The sequence below is a fragment of the Maribacter sp. UBA3344 genome (assembly GCF_002362375.1).
Taxonomy (GTDB): domain Bacteria; phylum Bacteroidota; class Bacteroidia; order Flavobacteriales; family Flavobacteriaceae; genus Maribacter; species Maribacter dokdonensis.
This window is the reverse complement of sequence record NZ_DERI01000012.1, coordinates 170,339-187,760: the sequence shown is the minus strand read 5'-3', so window position 1 is coordinate 187,760 and position 17,422 is coordinate 170,339. Positions and strand designations below refer to the sequence as shown.

At 36.9% G+C, this 17,422-nt stretch carries 9 protein-coding genes; 2 read left to right on the top strand and 7 right to left on the bottom strand.

All coding sequences use genetic code 11. From position 1 onward, the window contains the following. Positions 1-24: 24 nt before the first annotated feature. The 7 genes from B2Z27_RS10090 to B2Z27_RS10060 all read right to left on the bottom strand — a co-directional run bounded on the left by B2Z27_RS10090 (position 25) and on the right by B2Z27_RS10060 (position 11,616). Positions 25-2,394 (bottom strand): PDZ domain-containing protein, encoded by a 2,370-nt coding sequence (locus B2Z27_RS10090; RefSeq protein WP_286813546.1) that lies wholly within the window; start codon positions 2,392-2,394, stop codon positions 25-27. Between the two features lie 10 nt (positions 2,395-2,404). Beyond that, on the bottom strand, positions 2,405-3,307 hold the full coding sequence (locus tag B2Z27_RS10085) for an alpha/beta hydrolase (RefSeq protein ID WP_286813545.1): 903 nt from the start codon (positions 3,305-3,307) through the stop codon (positions 2,405-2,407). Beyond that, positions 3,297-6,125: a heparinase II/III domain-containing protein gene (locus tag B2Z27_RS10080; RefSeq protein ID WP_286813544.1), complete on the bottom strand. Its 2,829-nt coding sequence runs from the start codon at positions 6,123-6,125 to the stop codon at positions 3,297-3,299. The genes B2Z27_RS10085 and B2Z27_RS10080 overlap by 11 nt, the downstream gene beginning before the upstream one ends. Positions 6,126-6,132: 7 nt before the next feature. Then, the gene (locus B2Z27_RS10075; protein ID WP_286813543.1) at positions 6,133-8,139 is read right to left on the bottom strand and encodes a glycoside hydrolase family 97 protein; all 2,007 of its coding nucleotides are present in this window, start codon (positions 8,137-8,139) and stop codon (positions 6,133-6,135) included. Then, positions 8,139-8,972 carry an alpha/beta hydrolase gene (locus B2Z27_RS10070; protein ID WP_286813542.1) on the bottom strand — a complete coding sequence of 278 codons (834 nt, stop codon included), beginning with the start codon at positions 8,970-8,972 and terminating at the stop codon, positions 8,139-8,141. The genes B2Z27_RS10075 and B2Z27_RS10070 overlap by 1 nt, the downstream gene beginning before the upstream one ends. 11 nt (positions 8,973-8,983) lie before the next feature. Continuing rightward, complete coding sequence (locus B2Z27_RS10065) at positions 8,984-10,309, bottom strand: sugar porter family MFS transporter (protein ID WP_058105387.1); 1,326 nt, start codon at positions 10,307-10,309, stop codon at positions 8,984-8,986. Positions 10,310-10,416: 107 nt separating this feature from the next. Then, a complete protein-coding gene (locus B2Z27_RS10060) occupies positions 10,417-11,616 on the bottom strand; it encodes a glycoside hydrolase family 88 protein (RefSeq protein WP_091602698.1) in 1,200 nt (399 codons plus the stop codon). 716 nt (positions 11,617-12,332) lie between these two features. On the opposite strand from B2Z27_RS10060, the gene B2Z27_RS10055 reads away from it, so the two are divergent. Both B2Z27_RS10055 and B2Z27_RS10050 read left to right on the top strand, forming a co-directional pair. After that, a complete protein-coding gene (locus B2Z27_RS10055) occupies positions 12,333-15,575 on the top strand; it encodes a SusC/RagA family TonB-linked outer membrane protein (RefSeq protein WP_286813541.1) in 3,243 nt (1,080 codons plus the stop codon). 43 nt (positions 15,576-15,618) lie between these two features. After that, positions 15,619-17,406: a RagB/SusD family nutrient uptake outer membrane protein gene (locus B2Z27_RS10050; RefSeq protein ID WP_286813540.1), complete on the top strand. Its 1,788-nt coding sequence runs from the start codon at positions 15,619-15,621 to the stop codon at positions 17,404-17,406. Positions 17,407-17,422: the final 16 nt, after the last annotated feature.

Genomic DNA, 17,422 nt, shown 5'->3' with positions numbered 1-17,422 from the left:
GTTGTTGTTTACTTAATTTGATTATTATTTTGTTTGAATTGTTAGTTTTTTCTCTGATTGATTACGCATGACCACTACCTCTAATCTGCCTTTATTTTGATGGTTTTGGTTCATGATGAAAAAATCTTTTACGGTTGAAATAGGTTTCCCCTCTACCGCAATGATCACGTCTCCTTTTTTGAGTCCGTTATTCTGTACCGCGGGACTCTTGTTCCAAACCCCTAAAACGATCACTCCTGCCGCAGAATTTAATCCGTAAGCAGATTGCTCTTGTTCAGAATCTACACTTTTTAAGCTGTTACGAAGCCATTCTACAGTAGGACTCTTATCTTCCTCCAACGTGTTATTGGAATTAAGAACAGGAACTGTAGGAGTCTTCGCCTGTTTCTTTAATGCGGGAATTTGTACTCCAAACCCATTCATTGGAAAATTTTTAAACCCTATTGTCGATGCTAAAGAATCCGCAGTTACGGTAAAATCCAAGATTGAGGGATCTTTAAATTGTGGATCACCATAAGTACTATGAATATCCCTACTATAAATTTGAGATTTCATCATACTTTCTTCATTAGAAAATAAATTATAGTCCAAATCATCTCCCCAGCCCTTTAAACCTACATCTTGATATGCTTTGGCAACAATGTTGTGTTTAAATACATCTAAACTATTGGCAAACCATACATGCGGATGCAGTGAGTTGTTTACCAGAATATTGTTCTCTACAACTCGCTCAAAGCCTTCTCTGAGCTTAATACCATTATTTAAACAGAGATTATTGTAAATATGATAATTGGAAGATCCATCGTCCAGATCAATGTCCCAACCGTGATCACATCTAAATCTATTTTGGCGAATGGTCGTTGTTTTTATGGCATCCCAAGTATACATTTTGGGGTGCTCTAAGGTCATGCTATCCATCACTTTTCTATTAGGGTGCCAAAAACGATCGCGCCCCCACGAATTAAAAGACCCATGGTCACTGGTCTTCAGTACGGTATTGAAAACATCATTTTTTTCAATTAAGTGACCGCCCCACGTGCCATCACCAATGTTTATACCTGCCCGTGGTACGTCATAAATACTATTGGAACGTATGGTGATATCCATAGCCATGGCAATTTGTACACCCGCTGTTTGCTTTTCGGTTCTACCGATACGATGAATTAAATTATTCTCTACCAAGCTATTTCTTGGGTATAGTTCATTTTTTGGACCGGGTAAAGTATCCATCTCCGAATATGGGACTATTTCACCATATTGAAAAGCCGGTGACCTAACGGCAGAAGGATCACCTATAAAACTAATGGCACTGCCACCGCAATCATAGATATGATTTTCGGTTATTCTCAAGTCAGCATTATACTTACTAGCCAGAATGGCATTACCGCCTAAATCTTTAAGAATACTATTTGTTATGGTACAATTTTCAGTGCCTTCAAAGAACACTACTCCTCCGCGATAAATAGTCCAATCGCTTCGCAATAATGGCTCATACTTTTTCATAAAAGTGCGTTCCGTATGCTGTAAACCAATGTTTGATATAGTAACATTTTTAACCGGATTTTTGGTCGTACCAATAACCTGAATCAAACTTTTTAGGGTAGAGACCTCAACCTTGGCATTTTCCAAATTGATCTTAGTAGTAGGATAATAATATAACTTAGCATTCGCCTTATCTAAAAACCATTCGCCTGGTGCATCTAACTCTTCAAATACATTCTCCACCATACGGTATTCTTCATGTGGCCTTGATGGTCTGTTATTTTGATGCCCGCCCTCCAATTTTGGTGTACCATCTTCGTTCAATCCTATGATTTTATAATGAAAACCGCCCCATCTGCCATTATGTAATACATGAAAATACGCACCAATGGGATTTTTCCACGTAGCTACTTTCTCTTTACCAATAGCATCTGCAGCATGCCCTTGCCAGTACCCTCCATTCTCATCATAATTTGGGTATCTCGCCAATATTTGTGGTTCGTCACCAATGATCAACTGATCAAAACTTAAATTTTGGGGCACTTGTGTTACGTAGATATTTTCATTGAACTTCTGCCATTGTGCCACTAGTTTTCTAGATCCCTTAAGTATTACCTTAGCCGGATGAGCTCCAATTATGGAAAGTCCGCTTAAAGAGCTATCTATCATTATAGGTTTATCCAAATAATATTCACCTTCCAAAAGATTAACGTTTACATGCGTATTCAAAGAAGTTGATTTAATTTCTTTCGCTTTGGTCAAAGCATTTGAAATTGTTGTGAAAGGATTGTCCATACTGCCGTCACCAGAAGTATTTACATTGACATCTACATATAAATCAACGGTTTTTTGCTCTGTGGTACATGAATACACAAAACTTAAAATCAAAACCAAAAGACAATATTTTCTCATAAATTTTATGTTATTCTATTGTTGGTTTTCCTTTAATATGACCTAAAGAATTTAAAAACTTGTCTGCTTCGTAAGTTGTCTTTTTATAATACTCAGCTGTTTTTACTTTAGGATTAAAGAATCCATGACCTTGCCCTTCATAAATAAAAACATCACATCTACTACCTACCGCATCCATTTTTGACTTATACTCTTCTGCCACAGAAACCGGAATTAGATGGTCTTGAGCACCTAAAAACAATAATGTAGGCGGAGCACCTTTTTCTATATGATGTATAGGCGAAATATCCAGATAGTTTTCACCCATTCTCTCATGCTGAAAACCACCTTCACCCGGACCATTGTCCACCACGGCATTATACAATATTACTGCGCTTACCTTGGTATCTATTTCTAAATTGTCCGTGATTTCATTAACTCCCGGCAATAAAGCTACTGCCGCGGCTAAATGTCCGCCAGCAGAACCACCTGCTGTTACCATACTTGTAGTATCTACTTGCAAATTAGCCGCATTCCCCTTTAAATACCTAACTGCAGATTTTGCATCTTTTACGGATTCATATGGTGTGGTACCATGTCTACTTTTTACCCTGTAATCTGCCAATACCGTTACCATGCCCCTTGAAGCAAAATACCCAGCTTGTGCCCTAAACTGGTCTAAGCTACCACCATTCCAACCTCCTCCAAAATAGAATACAATTGTTGGATATGCTTTTGCGGTACTCCAATTATCCGGAGAGTATAACTGCATTTTTAACGTATCGCCATCGACTACCTTATACACTAACTCTTTTAAGTCCTTTCCAGGTATGGTTGTACTCCAATTGTTCTGTGCCGTTAAAGAACCACCAATGAAAATGACCAATACGATGAGGCTGCGAGTCAAAATATGATGTGGCTTTTTATTTTTCATTATTACTACTTTGAAATTTGATAACAGCTTTTGCATAATCTTTTGATAATCTAAATTCTAATTGCTCATCATTGACCCAGCTTTTTAGTCCTTTGCGTGTGTCAATTAACTCATTATCTTCATAGATATATAATATTGCCTCACTACCGTTTTTAGGTTTAGGCATATTCAAAACAACAGGCTGATCGTTCTGTAGTATTATTTCGTTTTCTTTAATGTCAAAGGAAAGAGTCACTGGAGCGCCAGATGCCTGAATTCCCCAATTGTTATGTTCATACCTGTACATACCCGAAAGAAAAATAAAAGAAGGTTGCGCTTTGTTTTCTTCGGTTCTCGTTATGGACAACAATCCTTTTTGATACAGATTACCTTGATCATAAATAACACTTTCATTTTCATTTAGTACAATGTTATCTTGCGTTGCCTCATCTTTAAATTTTACCTGGATCTGTTGAGCAGTGCTATTTTCTATTTTTTGAGCATATTCAACTTCTAAAATAGGATTATCTTCATCTGTTCCTAAAGGGTTAAATACCATGGCAAACGGATTCTCCCATGCTTCGGCATTTCGTTGAACGATCAATGTTGGTATTGGTTTGTTCAATAATTCTTTTGGAGAAGTACCACTTGTTATCGCTTTAGACTTGGGCGCCATTGCTGAATAAAGTGTTTGATCAGCACTGCCCTTTACCCAAACTTCCATTAAATCTGAGGTACCATCTTCTGATGTAAAATTGAAATTAGCACTAACCGCTTTGGCGGTTGTCAACTTCTTTTTTTCGGTGAGATAATCATATGCCTTTAAATCACCTTGATGACTCCCTAAATCTTCGGTATCTTCCAATTTCAAAACCTCTTCATTTGAACTGATCTTAAATGCATCCCCAAGGTTGTGATAAAAATAATCATGCCTTTGCCCATCACTACCTGGTTTTCTAGACCTAAAAACATCAACGACATAACCGGCTCCTGAAGGACCTTTTATCAACGAAGTAAATCGTAATTGCCGAGCCTTGGTTTTAGGCTCAACAAATGAAACATTAGAAAAAGTAACTTGATCAAAAATTGGGGTTTCACCAGTTTTGGGGAAACTATTTTCCAAATGAAATGGATGATGGCTTCTCATAGGTTCATAATCCGAAATACCATTGACTACCACCGTATTATGTGCCGGCATTCTGGAATAGTATTCTGTATGATCTTTGTGCCAATAACTTGACCCTTTTCCCATATCTGGTGCAAGTACTGATCCCTTGGCAAACAACTCTATAGATATACCGTTACTATGCGCATGGTTACCATAAGATCCTGTTGTGGCAACCATCATAGCATTTGCTTCACTACCCAGTCTTTGGTTGAACCAGCTTACGTTTGGTGCGTAAAATGTAGGCGAAACCAATGGAAGATCAAATTCATTTTCCTCCTCATTTGGCACCACATTATTGACATAGAAAAATAATTGAAACAAGTCTTTAACTTCCCTTTTATAATCGCCCTCGGCAATCATATCGTTCAGTAAATTGGCAATTATGTTCCGTTTTTCGTTCGCACCGTATTTCTGATAGTTGGTAATCAATAACTCAAAATTTTCAGCAGGTAATTTTTTATGTGAAGAATCTCCAAATCCAATGGTATGCCCAGAAGGAAACAAATACTGAAAAGATGCCAAAGCTGCTTTTTCAACTATAGGAAAATTAGATAACTCATTGGCATTGGTAAAATGGTCCAAAAGGGTTATAATATTTAATAAGGTAGTAATTACATGCACTGAATAAGATGCAGACTCTGGCCATATACCGTTTTCTTGATCGTAAACCAACAATGATTCCTTTATGGAAATTTGTCTTTCGGTTGATGTATTAAAAGTATGATCTAAGTAATACTCCCTACCCTTACCATTTTTGTAATTACTATTTGGTTCTAAAACCAAGGCCACATAAGTAAGAAAACGTGCTTGAAAAAGATTCCAGTTATTATTGGGCACACCATTCTTAATAATTTGATCACCCCATTTTTGAAACACAGCTTCTGCTTTTGAAATGTTTATTTTCTGTGCCTTTAAATGATCATATAAAAAGTCGTACGTGGTAATGAGATGTATCAGTACTTTTTCATGGATAACCTCAAAAGTTGCCAGCCCAGAAAGAAATTGTTGATTGGTATTTGCCATGTCTATTGGGGCATCTCTGTAGTACATACCCTCAATGTAAGTAGCAAAAACGGGGGTAGCAAAATCTGCATATACCCTATCGCCCGTTACCCAATATAAAAAGGCTGAATCTTCTACTAAAGACATGATCTTGCGGTTAATACCTTCAATGATATGACCAGATTCTTTAGGTGCTACCCATTCCTTTTTACCCGTCTTTTTATGCTCTAAATACAGTCCCTTAGGGTTGTCCGTATACGGAGTTATATTTTCTAACGAAGGAGATCTATATTCTGTTGCCCAATCTCTTGTACCAGAAAAACGAACAGTGGGCACAGGTGCCTTACCTTCTGAATGAGAAAAATCACCGCCTTCTAAATACACTTTATCATGCTTGGTTTTCCAGTTCATTTGTAAACGGGACACCAACCATTCCTTATCATTTTTCCAAAGGGCTATATACTTTTGTAACCGTTCTTTTTTACGTGTTACCAATTCCTTTTTCCATGGAACATTTTCAATGGTTTGAAGAAAAACGGCTTTGTTTTGATCGGTTGTATAAATTCTAGGATGAACACTTTTTTGACCATATACCATTATTCCCCCAACTATAACAAATGCTATTGTCAACCATATACTTTGGAATATGTTCTGTATGCCTAATTTCATTTTCGTTTTACTTAACCGGAATTATATGCATGGTAAATCCGTTATTAGGTTTTATCTCTAAATCTAAAGTTTCTGTACTTGAAAGCTGCAATTCTTCAATTTTTACTTTTGTACGGGTTTCAACCATTTCATCATCAGTATATAATTTTGCCTTATAAGTATCCCCTTCTTTTAAAAAACTGAAATCGATTTCCAATTGCTGAGGAGCCGTTCCATTGATTCCGCCTACAAACCATTCCGAACCTTTTCTTCTTGCCAATACTCCAATCTCCCCTACCTTGGCATGCAACACTTTTGTTTCATCCCACGTTGTGGGTACATTATCAAAAAATTCCAGTTCGGGTTCATTGCCTATATGCTTGGTATCTCCCCATAGACCATCATTTTTCTCTAAAGAAGAAGCAGGCTTGTCATACCAATAAAGCAATTGCAGCGGACTAAATAGACAAACAGTTTTTGCCAACTGAGATGCATGCGAGCCCATTTTATTTACTCTGCTATTATAATAGCAAACCGTATTATCCGCTGCGCCTGCCAACATTCTTGTAAACATGGTGTTAAGTGTCTGCTCATTCGTAGGACTTTCCTCATCACCCTCAATACCTTCCTGTGTCAATAAATTAGGATATGTTCTTGAGAAACCTGTAGGTCTGTATTCATCATGTACATCTACAATGAATCCATATTCAGATGCCTTTTTGATAGCATTATGCAACCAAGCAGTAGCTTCTTGATCGCCAACACGGACAAAGCCAAATTTAATTCCTGAAATACCCCATTTTTTATACAGGGGCAGTATATCATCCAATTGCTTTTCTAAAGCCCTTCTATTGACATATAAGATTATACCAATTCCTTTCTCATCGGCATACTTGGTGATGGCTTCAATATTGAACGGACCTTTGGATCTTTTAGGGTCCAAGGTTATGGTCGTAGCGTCTGATTCTTCATACATTTCATTACCGTACCAACCAGCATCGAACAAAACGTATTGCATGTTGTGTTCCGCAACAAAATCGATCGCCGTCATACCTCCTTCTGTTGTTAGCGTGGCTTCTCTCAATGCCTTTCCCGGGGTTACCCAAGAATCATCTTTTAGTTGATTAGGCTCACTTAAGTTTTGAAGTATATAATTGTTTTCTAATAATTCACCTTCATTTTTCGCCATCATTACTACACGCCATGGCGATTGAAATGGTAGGTGCTTATTTACTTTAAACACATCATTCTTACGTTCCGAAATTAAAGCCCCCGTGATGGTATCCTGAATTTCTTCTTCCATTTTACCATCTAAAGTTGATAGCACACTGTTATTGGAAGCACCTTTAGAAAAACTTAAACGGGCATAATCTACCAAATTTGCTTCGGCAAGAGCTATTTTGAGGTTTTCATCAATTTCAATTAACAAAGGTCTTTCAATACCCGTTTCTATCTCTGATAACGGAATTTTTTTATACTCGCCTTGTGCTGTTAAAACTCCTTTTTCTCGCTTTGGAGTAGACCACATCATATGGTCTTTCTCAAAATTATAATAAATATTTTCATCTAATTCCAGGGCCTTGATGTCAGCTTGTACAGGAATTTCATAGGCAAAGGCCACACCTTCATCATACGCCCTAGCAATGAAATTTACAAGTGTTTTACCTTTCTTTAGATGGATTTTTATTTCTCGATAATTATCTGGCACTTCGCTCAATTCACCAAACCTTGTTGTCCAGCTATTTTCAACATTATTTTCATCGACTCTCAATACGGACCAATCTCCTTTCAAATCAAAATGGTTGGTAGAAATTTCCAATACTGAAGGAAGCAAGACTGGCTTACCTTCATACATAATATCAAATCCCAATCCATTAGAATGGTCACTATGATAACCGGGGAAAACCGTAAATACATTTTTACCATTTGGTGATGTTACGGTATATTCCGGAACCTTTGAGCATGACAAAATCAATGCAAAAACCAGCAGTAAGCATTTTGAAGTTCTATTTATTATAATTGAGTATAAATGCATTATTGGTCGGTTGTATGATTATTAAAAAACTCGTTGAAAAACAACAATTGATACTTAATTGAATTTCTCCAATAGTCCGGATTATGTTTTCCTGGGCGTTCTATATATTCATGCGGAATTTTTCTTTCCATTAATTTTTCGTGTAACCTCTTATTATCCTCGTAGAAGAAATCTTCAGTACCGCAATCTACTTGAAAAACCAACTTCTTATCACTGATCAAATGCACTAAATTGATTACACTATTGTTCTCCCAATGCTCAGGGTTTTCGGCAAAACTGCCCAAACGATCTGGTATTCCCCATTTTAAGGCGTAAGGTCTAATATCTACACCACCACTCATACTAGCGGCAACTCCCCAAACGTCATAGTGTTTAAAAGCTAGGTATAAGGCACCATGACCACCCATACTGTAGCCCGTTATAGCTCTTGCATTTGCATTTTTAACAGTGTTGTATTTATCATCCACTTCAGCGACCAGTTCTTTTGACACATAGGTCTCATATTTGAAAGTAGGGTCTATAGGGCTGTCCAAATACCAACTTTTTACATCTCCATCTGGGCAAACAATAATGATATTATATTGATCAGCATACGCCGTTAACTTTGGTGCTACTTTTAGCCAAGCTTTATAGTCACCGCCAGCACCATGTAATAAATAAACCACTTTATAGGGAGTATTCTTTTTTCCATATCCATTGGGAGTGATGACTACATTTTTAATGTCCTTGTTCATTGCCTTACTGTGTACGATCAATGTATCAACACTTGAAGCTGAAACCAATAAGGCCATATGAAATAGCAAAACCAATAAAAAATATTTCTTGTTTCCCATTCTTCTACAATTTATTTCTTCAATAGTATTTTCTGAAGTTCCTCTAAAGTTTTTCCCTTTGTTTCCGGCATCATAAAAGCAACAAACAATAACTGTAAAACCATCATTGCTGTAAAAAATAAAAACACCGCCCCAGCTCCAATTGATGGATGACTAAATAAATAGGGTATTAATGAGGGTATCAATGCAGCCAAAACCCAATGCGTGGCACTACCAAAAGATTGACCGGATGCCCTTAAATGATCTGGAAATATTTCAGAAATGAATACCCAAATTACCGCACCCTGCCCTACGGCATGTGCTGCTATAAAAATGAATAAGAATATGGGTACGGCCATACCTGTCCAGTTAAAGAAAAATGCCATAGCCACTAAGCTCAAAGAAACTATATAACCTACAGAACCAAAATACATAAGGGTTTTTCTCCCCAATTTATCTATCAAGAACACTCCTAAAAGCGTAAAAACAAGATTGGTTACCCCTATACCTACACTGCTTAATAAAGCTGTACTTTCTCCTAAACCCGCTTCTTCAAAAATTCTAGGCGCATAATATAAAAAGGCATTTATTCCCGAAAATTGATTGAAAAACGCAATTAAAAAGGCTAAAGTAAGGGGAAAACGATATTTTTTGATAAAAATGGTTTCGGAAGCATCTGGCTTTTCATCAGCGCCTTCGATAGCTTTTAGCTGTTCATCGACGTTAATAGTAGGATTGATTATTGCCAACACCTCTTTTGCTTCCTCTAACCTAGATTTTGATAATAACCATCTAGGGCTTTTTGGCAATTTCATTGCGAACAAGATGTACAATATGGCCGGTATAGCTTCTACACCAAGCATCCATCGCCAATCATTTTCACCACTACCACTTAATAGGTAATTTGATAAAAAGGCTATTAATATTCCAAACACAATATTAAATTGGTACATAGCTACCAATTTCCCCCTTTCATTTGCCGGTGCAATTTCAGATATATACGCAGGTGCCGCAATGGTAGAAGCTCCTACACCAATACCGCCTATGAACCTAAAAAGTGCAAATATATAAGGGTCGTTGGCCAATGCAGACCCAATTGCGGAAAAGGCAAAAAGGACGCCAATAACAATCAAGGTTTTTTTTCTACCATACTTATTTGTTGGTTTACCACCAAAAATAGCTCCAATTACAGTACCCCAAAGTGCCATACCCATAACCACCCAACCATGAAAAGAATCTGACGATTGCCATAGTTCCTGTAATTTTTTATCCGCACCGGAAATGACCACTACATCAAAGCCAAATAAAAACCCGGCCAAGGCAGCGGTAATGGACCATAAAAGTATTTTTTTATTCATGTTCGTATATTTCTTAATTCAAAAAAGAAAGACTTTAATACAAGTATTACCTCAATAGTATTTTTTCATATTGAGGTATAACCCTAGATAATCGTAGAGATCAGTTCTTATGATTTTGCCAATTGCGATGAATTTTCATCCATTTTCTGCAACCTTAGCAATGCCTCCATAAAATAATAATCAGCATAAATAATAGGAATATCTATTTCAGAATCATGAGGTAAATGACCTGTTGAATGCAATAATAGGGCTTGATTGGTTTCACCACTATAATAAGGCGCTTCTGATAACAGGTTAATTGTTTTTCTTGCCGCTGTTATATATTTTTTAGATAGTTCTTCACTAGGTACATACTTTGACAATTCTAACAAACCACATGCAGCAATTGCAGCTGCGGAAGCATCTTTTGGAGCATCTGGTATATTTACATCATCAAAATCCCAATATGGAATACCATCTTGGGGCAATCTATTTAAATAGTGCTCAGAGACCTTTATTGCCGTGTCTAAAAATTCTTTTCTGTGTGTTTCTCTATAAGCAACGCTAAAACCATAAATACCCCATGCCTGACCTCTTGCCCACATAGATTCATCCGCATAACCCTGGTGGGTCTGCCCTTTTAAGAAATCGCCCGTAGTTTCATCAAAAGAACCTACGTGATAAATAGCGCTATCTTTTCTTACCAAGTTTTTCATTGTTACCAAAGCATGGCTTTCCGCTACATTATAAAGATCTTGTTTTCCCCCGTTTTTTGCCGCCCAGAACAATAGTTCCAAATTCATCATATTATCTATAATGGTATTATGTCTAAACTGGGTCTGTGATGGCCATGATAATATAGAACCTACATTAGGGTTATAAAGGGTAGCTAAAGTGTCTGCCGCGGCTAGCAGTACATTCTTATACTCCTCATTATTGGTCAATCTATAACCATTACCATAACTGGTATACAACATAAAACCAATATCATGATTTTCTGCCGGGCTATATGCTATACTTTTAAGCGGCGCAGTGAATTTCTCTGCTTGTTCGCGAAGCTCTTCATCACCTGAAGCCTCGTAAGCATACCAAATTACTCCTGGCCAAAATCCGCTACACCAATCTTTAACCCCAACCAATTCCCAATTGGTCTGTTCCTTGGGTATATTTCTGGCAAACCCTTGATCTGGAGTCAACACCTTTAATGTTTCTTTTGTTTTTTCTACATTTTGAGACAATATTTTTTTAGTATCAACAACGCTATTCTTCTCTTGGTTAGAACAATTAGTCAACGTTAAGACAAAAAGTAATAGGAATAATCGATTCATATTTTTCTTAATAATGAGGCAAAAACTGCCTTAGTTTGTAAATGTTTAATTCAGTAGAAATGATTCGGAAATGGAAAATTCCACTGATAAAAATGCTGATGAATTACTGTTAAACAAGTTTATTAAGAATGTCTTTTGAAGTAGATAAACTATCATTCAATCACTATAAAATAGCGTTCAAAATGACCCATAAATCATAGAATATTTGGCATTTTACATATAGCCCTTATGTTTTTCCATAAAAACCTTCTGAAATTTCCATAAATCAACTTTCTACTTCATAAAAGTGAATTCGCACATATTACCGTACAGTGAAGTGAAATTTGACACAAGCCTAAAACCGTATAATCAGATGCGTTAAAATCTTAAATAAAATACTGTAAATCAAATAATTATATAATAGTGTTGATAATTTAATATATGTACTTATATAATAGGTATAGATTATTATGCAAAAATTTTAGCTTGTACTGTTGAATCAACAACCAACAAAAAAACTGTTAAAAAAATGTGTTTCAGACAATTTGTGCCTGCCCAAAAAACGGATTTAACCCCTGTTTCAGTAAAAAGGAATATAATTTATAACCATTGAGTAATAATTTATAACCCTTTGCTCCAATTATAATTAACATTGGCTTAACAAATATCAATATGATAATTACTGTATCGGGAAACTGATGAAACGACATTAATTAACTAATTAAATTAACAATCTTATGATTAAACTAATCAAACTTTCTAAATGGAAATTACAGACCATGATACCTTTATTGGTTGGGTTTGTAGTTTTGTGCACAAACCACGCGTTCGCGATTACGGCTAGTAATACTTTGAATAGTGATGTTGACCTGTTGAACTCAGAACAACAACTTACAATAACGGGTACTATAGTAAGTAGTGATGACGGCATGGGTCTACCTGGTGTTGCCGTTGTCGTTAAAGGCACAACAACAGGTACCGTTACCGATTTTGATGGAAATTATTCTATCAACGTACCTTCTTCAGATGCCATTCTTGTTGTTTCCTATTTAGGGTTCTTAAAGCAAGAGATTACCGTAGGTTCCAAAACTGTAATCAACGTATCTCTAGAACCGGACACTACTGCTTTAGATGAAGTAGTTGTTGTTGGTTATGGTACTGCCAAAAAAGAAACCCTAACCGGTTCTGTAGAACAGGTAAAGGCAGAGGCTTTTGAAGATTTGGCTGTTGGTAGTCCCGCTCTTGCCCTTCAAGGTAGAACTCCCGGTCTTGTTGTTACCCGTACTTCATCTAGACCAGGTGACGAAGGTGTCAACTTCTTAATTAGAGGTGCTTCATCTATTAATGGAATAGAACCTTTAATTGTTATTGACGGTATTCCTTCTATAAACTCATCATCATTTAATGATATGAACCCTAATGACATTGAAAGTATTAGTGTACTAAAAGGTGGATCTGCTTCTGTATATGGTTCTCGTGCTGCTGGTGGTGTTATATTGGTTACTACTAAAAAAGGTAAGGGAAAGATTTCTGTAGATATCAGCACGGTGTCCAGAGTAGGTACCATAGGTATACGCCCACCAACACCAACCATGTCACAGTACGGACAGTTATATGCTGCAGCGGCTCGTGAAGATATTGCATCTGGTAAGCCACCAAGATATTTCTTCTGGAACGACCTTGAAACTCTTGATAGAATCGCTTCTGGTGATGAAGGATATTATGACCTACCCATTAACGGTAATATTTGGTTAGGTAACGCCCCTAGATTTGATGAAATGTTCGGTAACTCTTATTCTAGCCAACATAACATTAGTATCTCTGGTGGTACCGAGACGAGTAACTTTCGTATTTCCGCTGGTTATGATAACAACGTAGGTGGTTTAAAAGTTGCAGATGATAGTTCTGATAGATATAACTTCTCCATGAACTATAGCGCTGATATTAGCGATAGACTTAGTGTAAACACCAATATTACATATTTCAACAACAAATTCTCTGGACCTTCTGGTGGACTTGGGAGAGAAGCTGCCACTTATGATGCCCCTCTTTTTCCAACCTACAATCCAGATGGTCAATATTATGCCAACTTTGGTGGTGACCTTATTACAGGTGACAGAAATGGTGTAGCTCAAGTAATAGATGGTGGTCGTGAAAACAAAACCGTAGAGCAGTTTAAAATATCCGCACTGGCAAAATACAAATTTACGGACCATTTAGATTTTACCGGGTCTTATGCCATTAGTAGACAAAATAGTGAATATCAATCTTACTTTGTATCCGTACCTCTTTACAGTTGGGGCGGAAAATTCTCTAACAATATAAATAACACTACCTCTATTCAAGAAGGTACCGGTCCTGACAGTAATGATGGTAACATTACTTATAAGAACTACAAGGGCACCTTAAACTACGCAAACCAATTTGGTGATCACAATATATCTGGACTTTTAGCTATTGAAGCTGAAAAAAACGATGTAAACGAATATTCCATTAAAAGAAACGGTTTTGTAGATTATGGCGTTTATGATATCAATTTAGGAGCTACAGATCAATTGGTGACCACTTCTGGTGGGGGTACATCTTGGGGTTTCTTTGGTTACATTGGCCGTATTAACTATGATTACAAAAGCAAATACTTATTAGAGGTTCAAGGTAGACGAGATGGATCTTCTAGATTTGCCGAAGGCTCTAAATGGTCTAACTACGGTAGTGTTTCCGGTGGTTGGGTAATTAGTTCAGAAGACTTCTTAAAAGAAAGCAACTTAATTTCCTTTTTAAAACTTAGAGGTGGTTACGGTGAATTGGGTAGTACTTCTGGTATTGGTGATTTTAGTTACTTATCTACCGTAGGTTTTGGCAATACCGTATTTGGAGAAACAAATGCCGGTCAACAGGCAACTTCTGTTGCTAGTAGCTTATTTAGTAGCAGTACTACTTGGGAGAGAATTGTAACCAAGGAAATTGGAGTTGACTTTAGACTGTTCAACAGTAAGGTTTTTGGTTCTTTTGATTTGTACCAAAAAGAAAACGTAGGTATGTTGGTTAGAGGTATTGAAACATCTGTATTAGGTACGGCAACTCCATTTACCAATATTGGAACATTGGAAACCGATGGTTGGGAAGCCATGTTAGGATACCAAGGGAATATTGGCGATTTAGAATTCACAGTTAGTGCTAATATGAGTGATACCAGAAATGAGATTACCCAATACGACGGTGCTCAAACAATTTTTGAGAACTTAAACGATGCTGAAAGCGGAAGAAATATTTTAAATAGACCTATCAACTCTTTCTTCTTATGGGAAACGGATGGTTATTTTGATTCTCAAGCAGAAGTTGATGCTTATTATGCTAGCTTAAATGAAGGTGGAATTTTACCGCTACAAACATCTAATGACGCTTTAAGACCAGGAGATATGCGTGTTGTAGATTCTAACGGAGATGGTACATTAGATAACGAAGATTTAACCTATAGTGGAGATGCCGCTCCACATTATGTGTACGGATTCAATTTTGACTTAAAGTATAAGAACTTTGATCTTAGTGCCTTCTTTCAAGGAGCTCTTGAGCATAACATTTATAGAACAGGATATTTTGCGCAACCTTTTCAAGCTGAATGGCAAAATCAATCTAACACATGGTTAGGTAGAACTTGGACCGAAGATAATAGAGATGCTGAATTTCCTAGGTTGACCACTCAACGTGGATTATCTGCTTGGAACTACCGTTCTAAAGATCATATCTTACAGAATAATAGATATATGAGATTAAAGTCGCTTATCATAGGGTATACCTTTAGAGATTTAAGCATTGGAAATACACCTATTAATAACTTACGTATCTATTTTTCAGGAAACGATTTGTTCGAGTTAACTAGCGTTAAAGATGGTTACGATCCAGAGTTTCAAGCGAGCTCTAACAATAGTGCATACCCTTTTATGCGTACTTGGGCATTAGGTTTAAAAGTATCGCTCTAATACAATTATAAAAGTAGATTATACATCATAAAATCATATACAGATGAAAAAAATAAAATATATAATAATACCATGTTTAATGGTCTTCTTTACATCTTGTGAAGACGAATTCATTGACCTTGATCCACCTGCATCTATTACAGACCAGGTTTACTATACTGAAGCTGATCATTTTTTAACCGGCTCTAACAGATTCTATACAGACCTAATGACGTGGAGGTATGATCAAGGAATTTATGCTGATCACGGTTCTGATTTGGTAGGATATACCGAAGATAGTGATATGCAAATATATAGTAGAGGCGATACTAGAGCTCCTGAATCTGACGGATACTACTCTACCCCATACTCTACTATTAGAGATATCAATCTTTTATTACAAAGAGCGGAGGCTTACGAAGGTGAAGAAAGTATTGTTCCTTATGTGGCTGCCTCTAAGTTTCACAGAGCGTACCAGTATTTTAATTTAGTACAGCGTTTTGGTGGTGTTCCTTTGGTTACCAGACCTTTAGATGTTGGTGATGAAGAATTAAACGCTCCTCGCAGTAGCAGATACCAAGTTGTTGCTCAAATTTTAGCGGATTTAGATGATGCTATCGCAGGTTTACCTACGGAGCAAGAAATAGCTTCTGAAGATAAAGGTAAGATCAGTAAATGGGCTGCAATGGCTTTTAAAGCAGATGTTTTATTACACGAAGCTACTTGGATGAAATACGTAGGTACTTCTACCGATGGCGATGGTACAAGTACAGGTGCCGGTAGTGAAGGTTTTAATGCTTCTAACATAGATGTTTATTTACAAGAAGTAATTACACTTACCAAAACCGTAATGGACCAAGGTGGCTTTGAACTATGGGATTACAATGATGAGTTAGACAACTTAAGTTCTAACTTCCTTTTCAACTTAGAAGATGGTGGTTCTAACCCAGCAGGTTTAGACAAGGCTACGAATAAGGAGTTCATATTTTATAACAAATATGATTTCACCTTTAGACAGGCCGGTGACCTTTTAAGCCATGTTTATGAAGGTAGAGTTAAGCCTAGTAGAAAAATGATGGACCTTTTCTTAAGTTCAGATGGATTGCCAATTGACCAATCTCCATTATTTCAAGGTTATGAAAATACATCAGATGAATTTCAAAATAGGGATTACAGAATGAGAGCTTATTTCACGTACCATAAAACCCTTGGTGAAATTCCTCAAAACGGAGATGTTCTGTTGAACGGTACCAACAATTTTGGCTATTTCAACTCTAAATTCATGAGTTGGAAATGGGGTACGGATGAAGCCTACAGAGCTACAAAAACTGAAGCTTATGACATGCCGTTTATTCGTTTAGCAGAAGTTTATTTAATGTACGCAGAAGCTTTATATGAATTGAATGGAAGCCTAACCGATGCCCAAATGGATGAATCTATCAACTTGGTCAAAGCTAGAGCTGGTTTACCACCATTAACAAATTCCTTTTTGGCTACCAATAATATGGATATTGAAACCGAAATTAGAAGAGAGCGCACTATAGAGCTTTATGCCGAAGGTGCAACGAGATTCAATGATCTTAAAAGATGGGGTATTGCCGAGGAAGAACTAGGTGAAACTATTTATGGTGCAGTTATAGAAGGTACTGTTTATGAAAACAACCCAGACCTATACACGCCAGGCGGATATGGCTTTGGAGAAGGAGTTACCGAAACAGGCGTGGGCGAAAGAAGAGCGTTGATCGTTCAACCTTCTGCTACACGTAATTTTACAAGAGATAACTACTTATTTCCCATACCTACATCGCAAACAAGTTTAAATGAAAACCTAAACCAGAATCCTGGTTACTAAGATAATTGTGTTGAGT

Excerpts from the sequence above, each read along its gene's own strand:
- B2Z27_RS10090 (WP_286813546.1), bottom strand. The coding sequence starts at position 2,394 with ATGAGAAAATATTGTCTTTTGGTTTTGATTTTAAGTTTTGTGTATTCA.
- B2Z27_RS10075 (WP_286813543.1), bottom strand. The coding sequence starts at position 8,139 with ATGCATTTATACTCAATTATAATAAATAGAACTTCAAAATGCTTACTG.
- B2Z27_RS10055 (WP_286813541.1), top strand. The coding sequence starts at position 12,333 with ATGATTAAACTAATCAAACTTTCTAAATGGAAATTACAGACCATGATA.
- B2Z27_RS10065 (WP_058105387.1), bottom strand. The coding sequence starts at position 10,309 with ATGAATAAAAAAATACTTTTATGGTCCATTACCGCTGCCTTGGCCGGG.
- B2Z27_RS10080 (WP_286813544.1), bottom strand. The coding sequence starts at position 6,125 with ATGAAATTAGGCATACAGAACATATTCCAAAGTATATGGTTGACAATA.
- B2Z27_RS10060 (WP_091602698.1), bottom strand. The coding sequence starts at position 11,616 with ATGAATCGATTATTCCTATTACTTTTTGTCTTAACGTTGACTAATTGT.
- B2Z27_RS10070 (WP_286813542.1), bottom strand. The coding sequence starts at position 8,972 with ATGGGAAACAAGAAATATTTTTTATTGGTTTTGCTATTTCATATGGCC.
- B2Z27_RS10085 (WP_286813545.1), bottom strand. The coding sequence starts at position 3,307 with ATGAAAAATAAAAAGCCACATCATATTTTGACTCGCAGCCTCATCGTA.
- B2Z27_RS10050 (WP_286813540.1), top strand. The coding sequence starts at position 15,619 with ATGAAAAAAATAAAATATATAATAATACCATGTTTAATGGTCTTCTTT.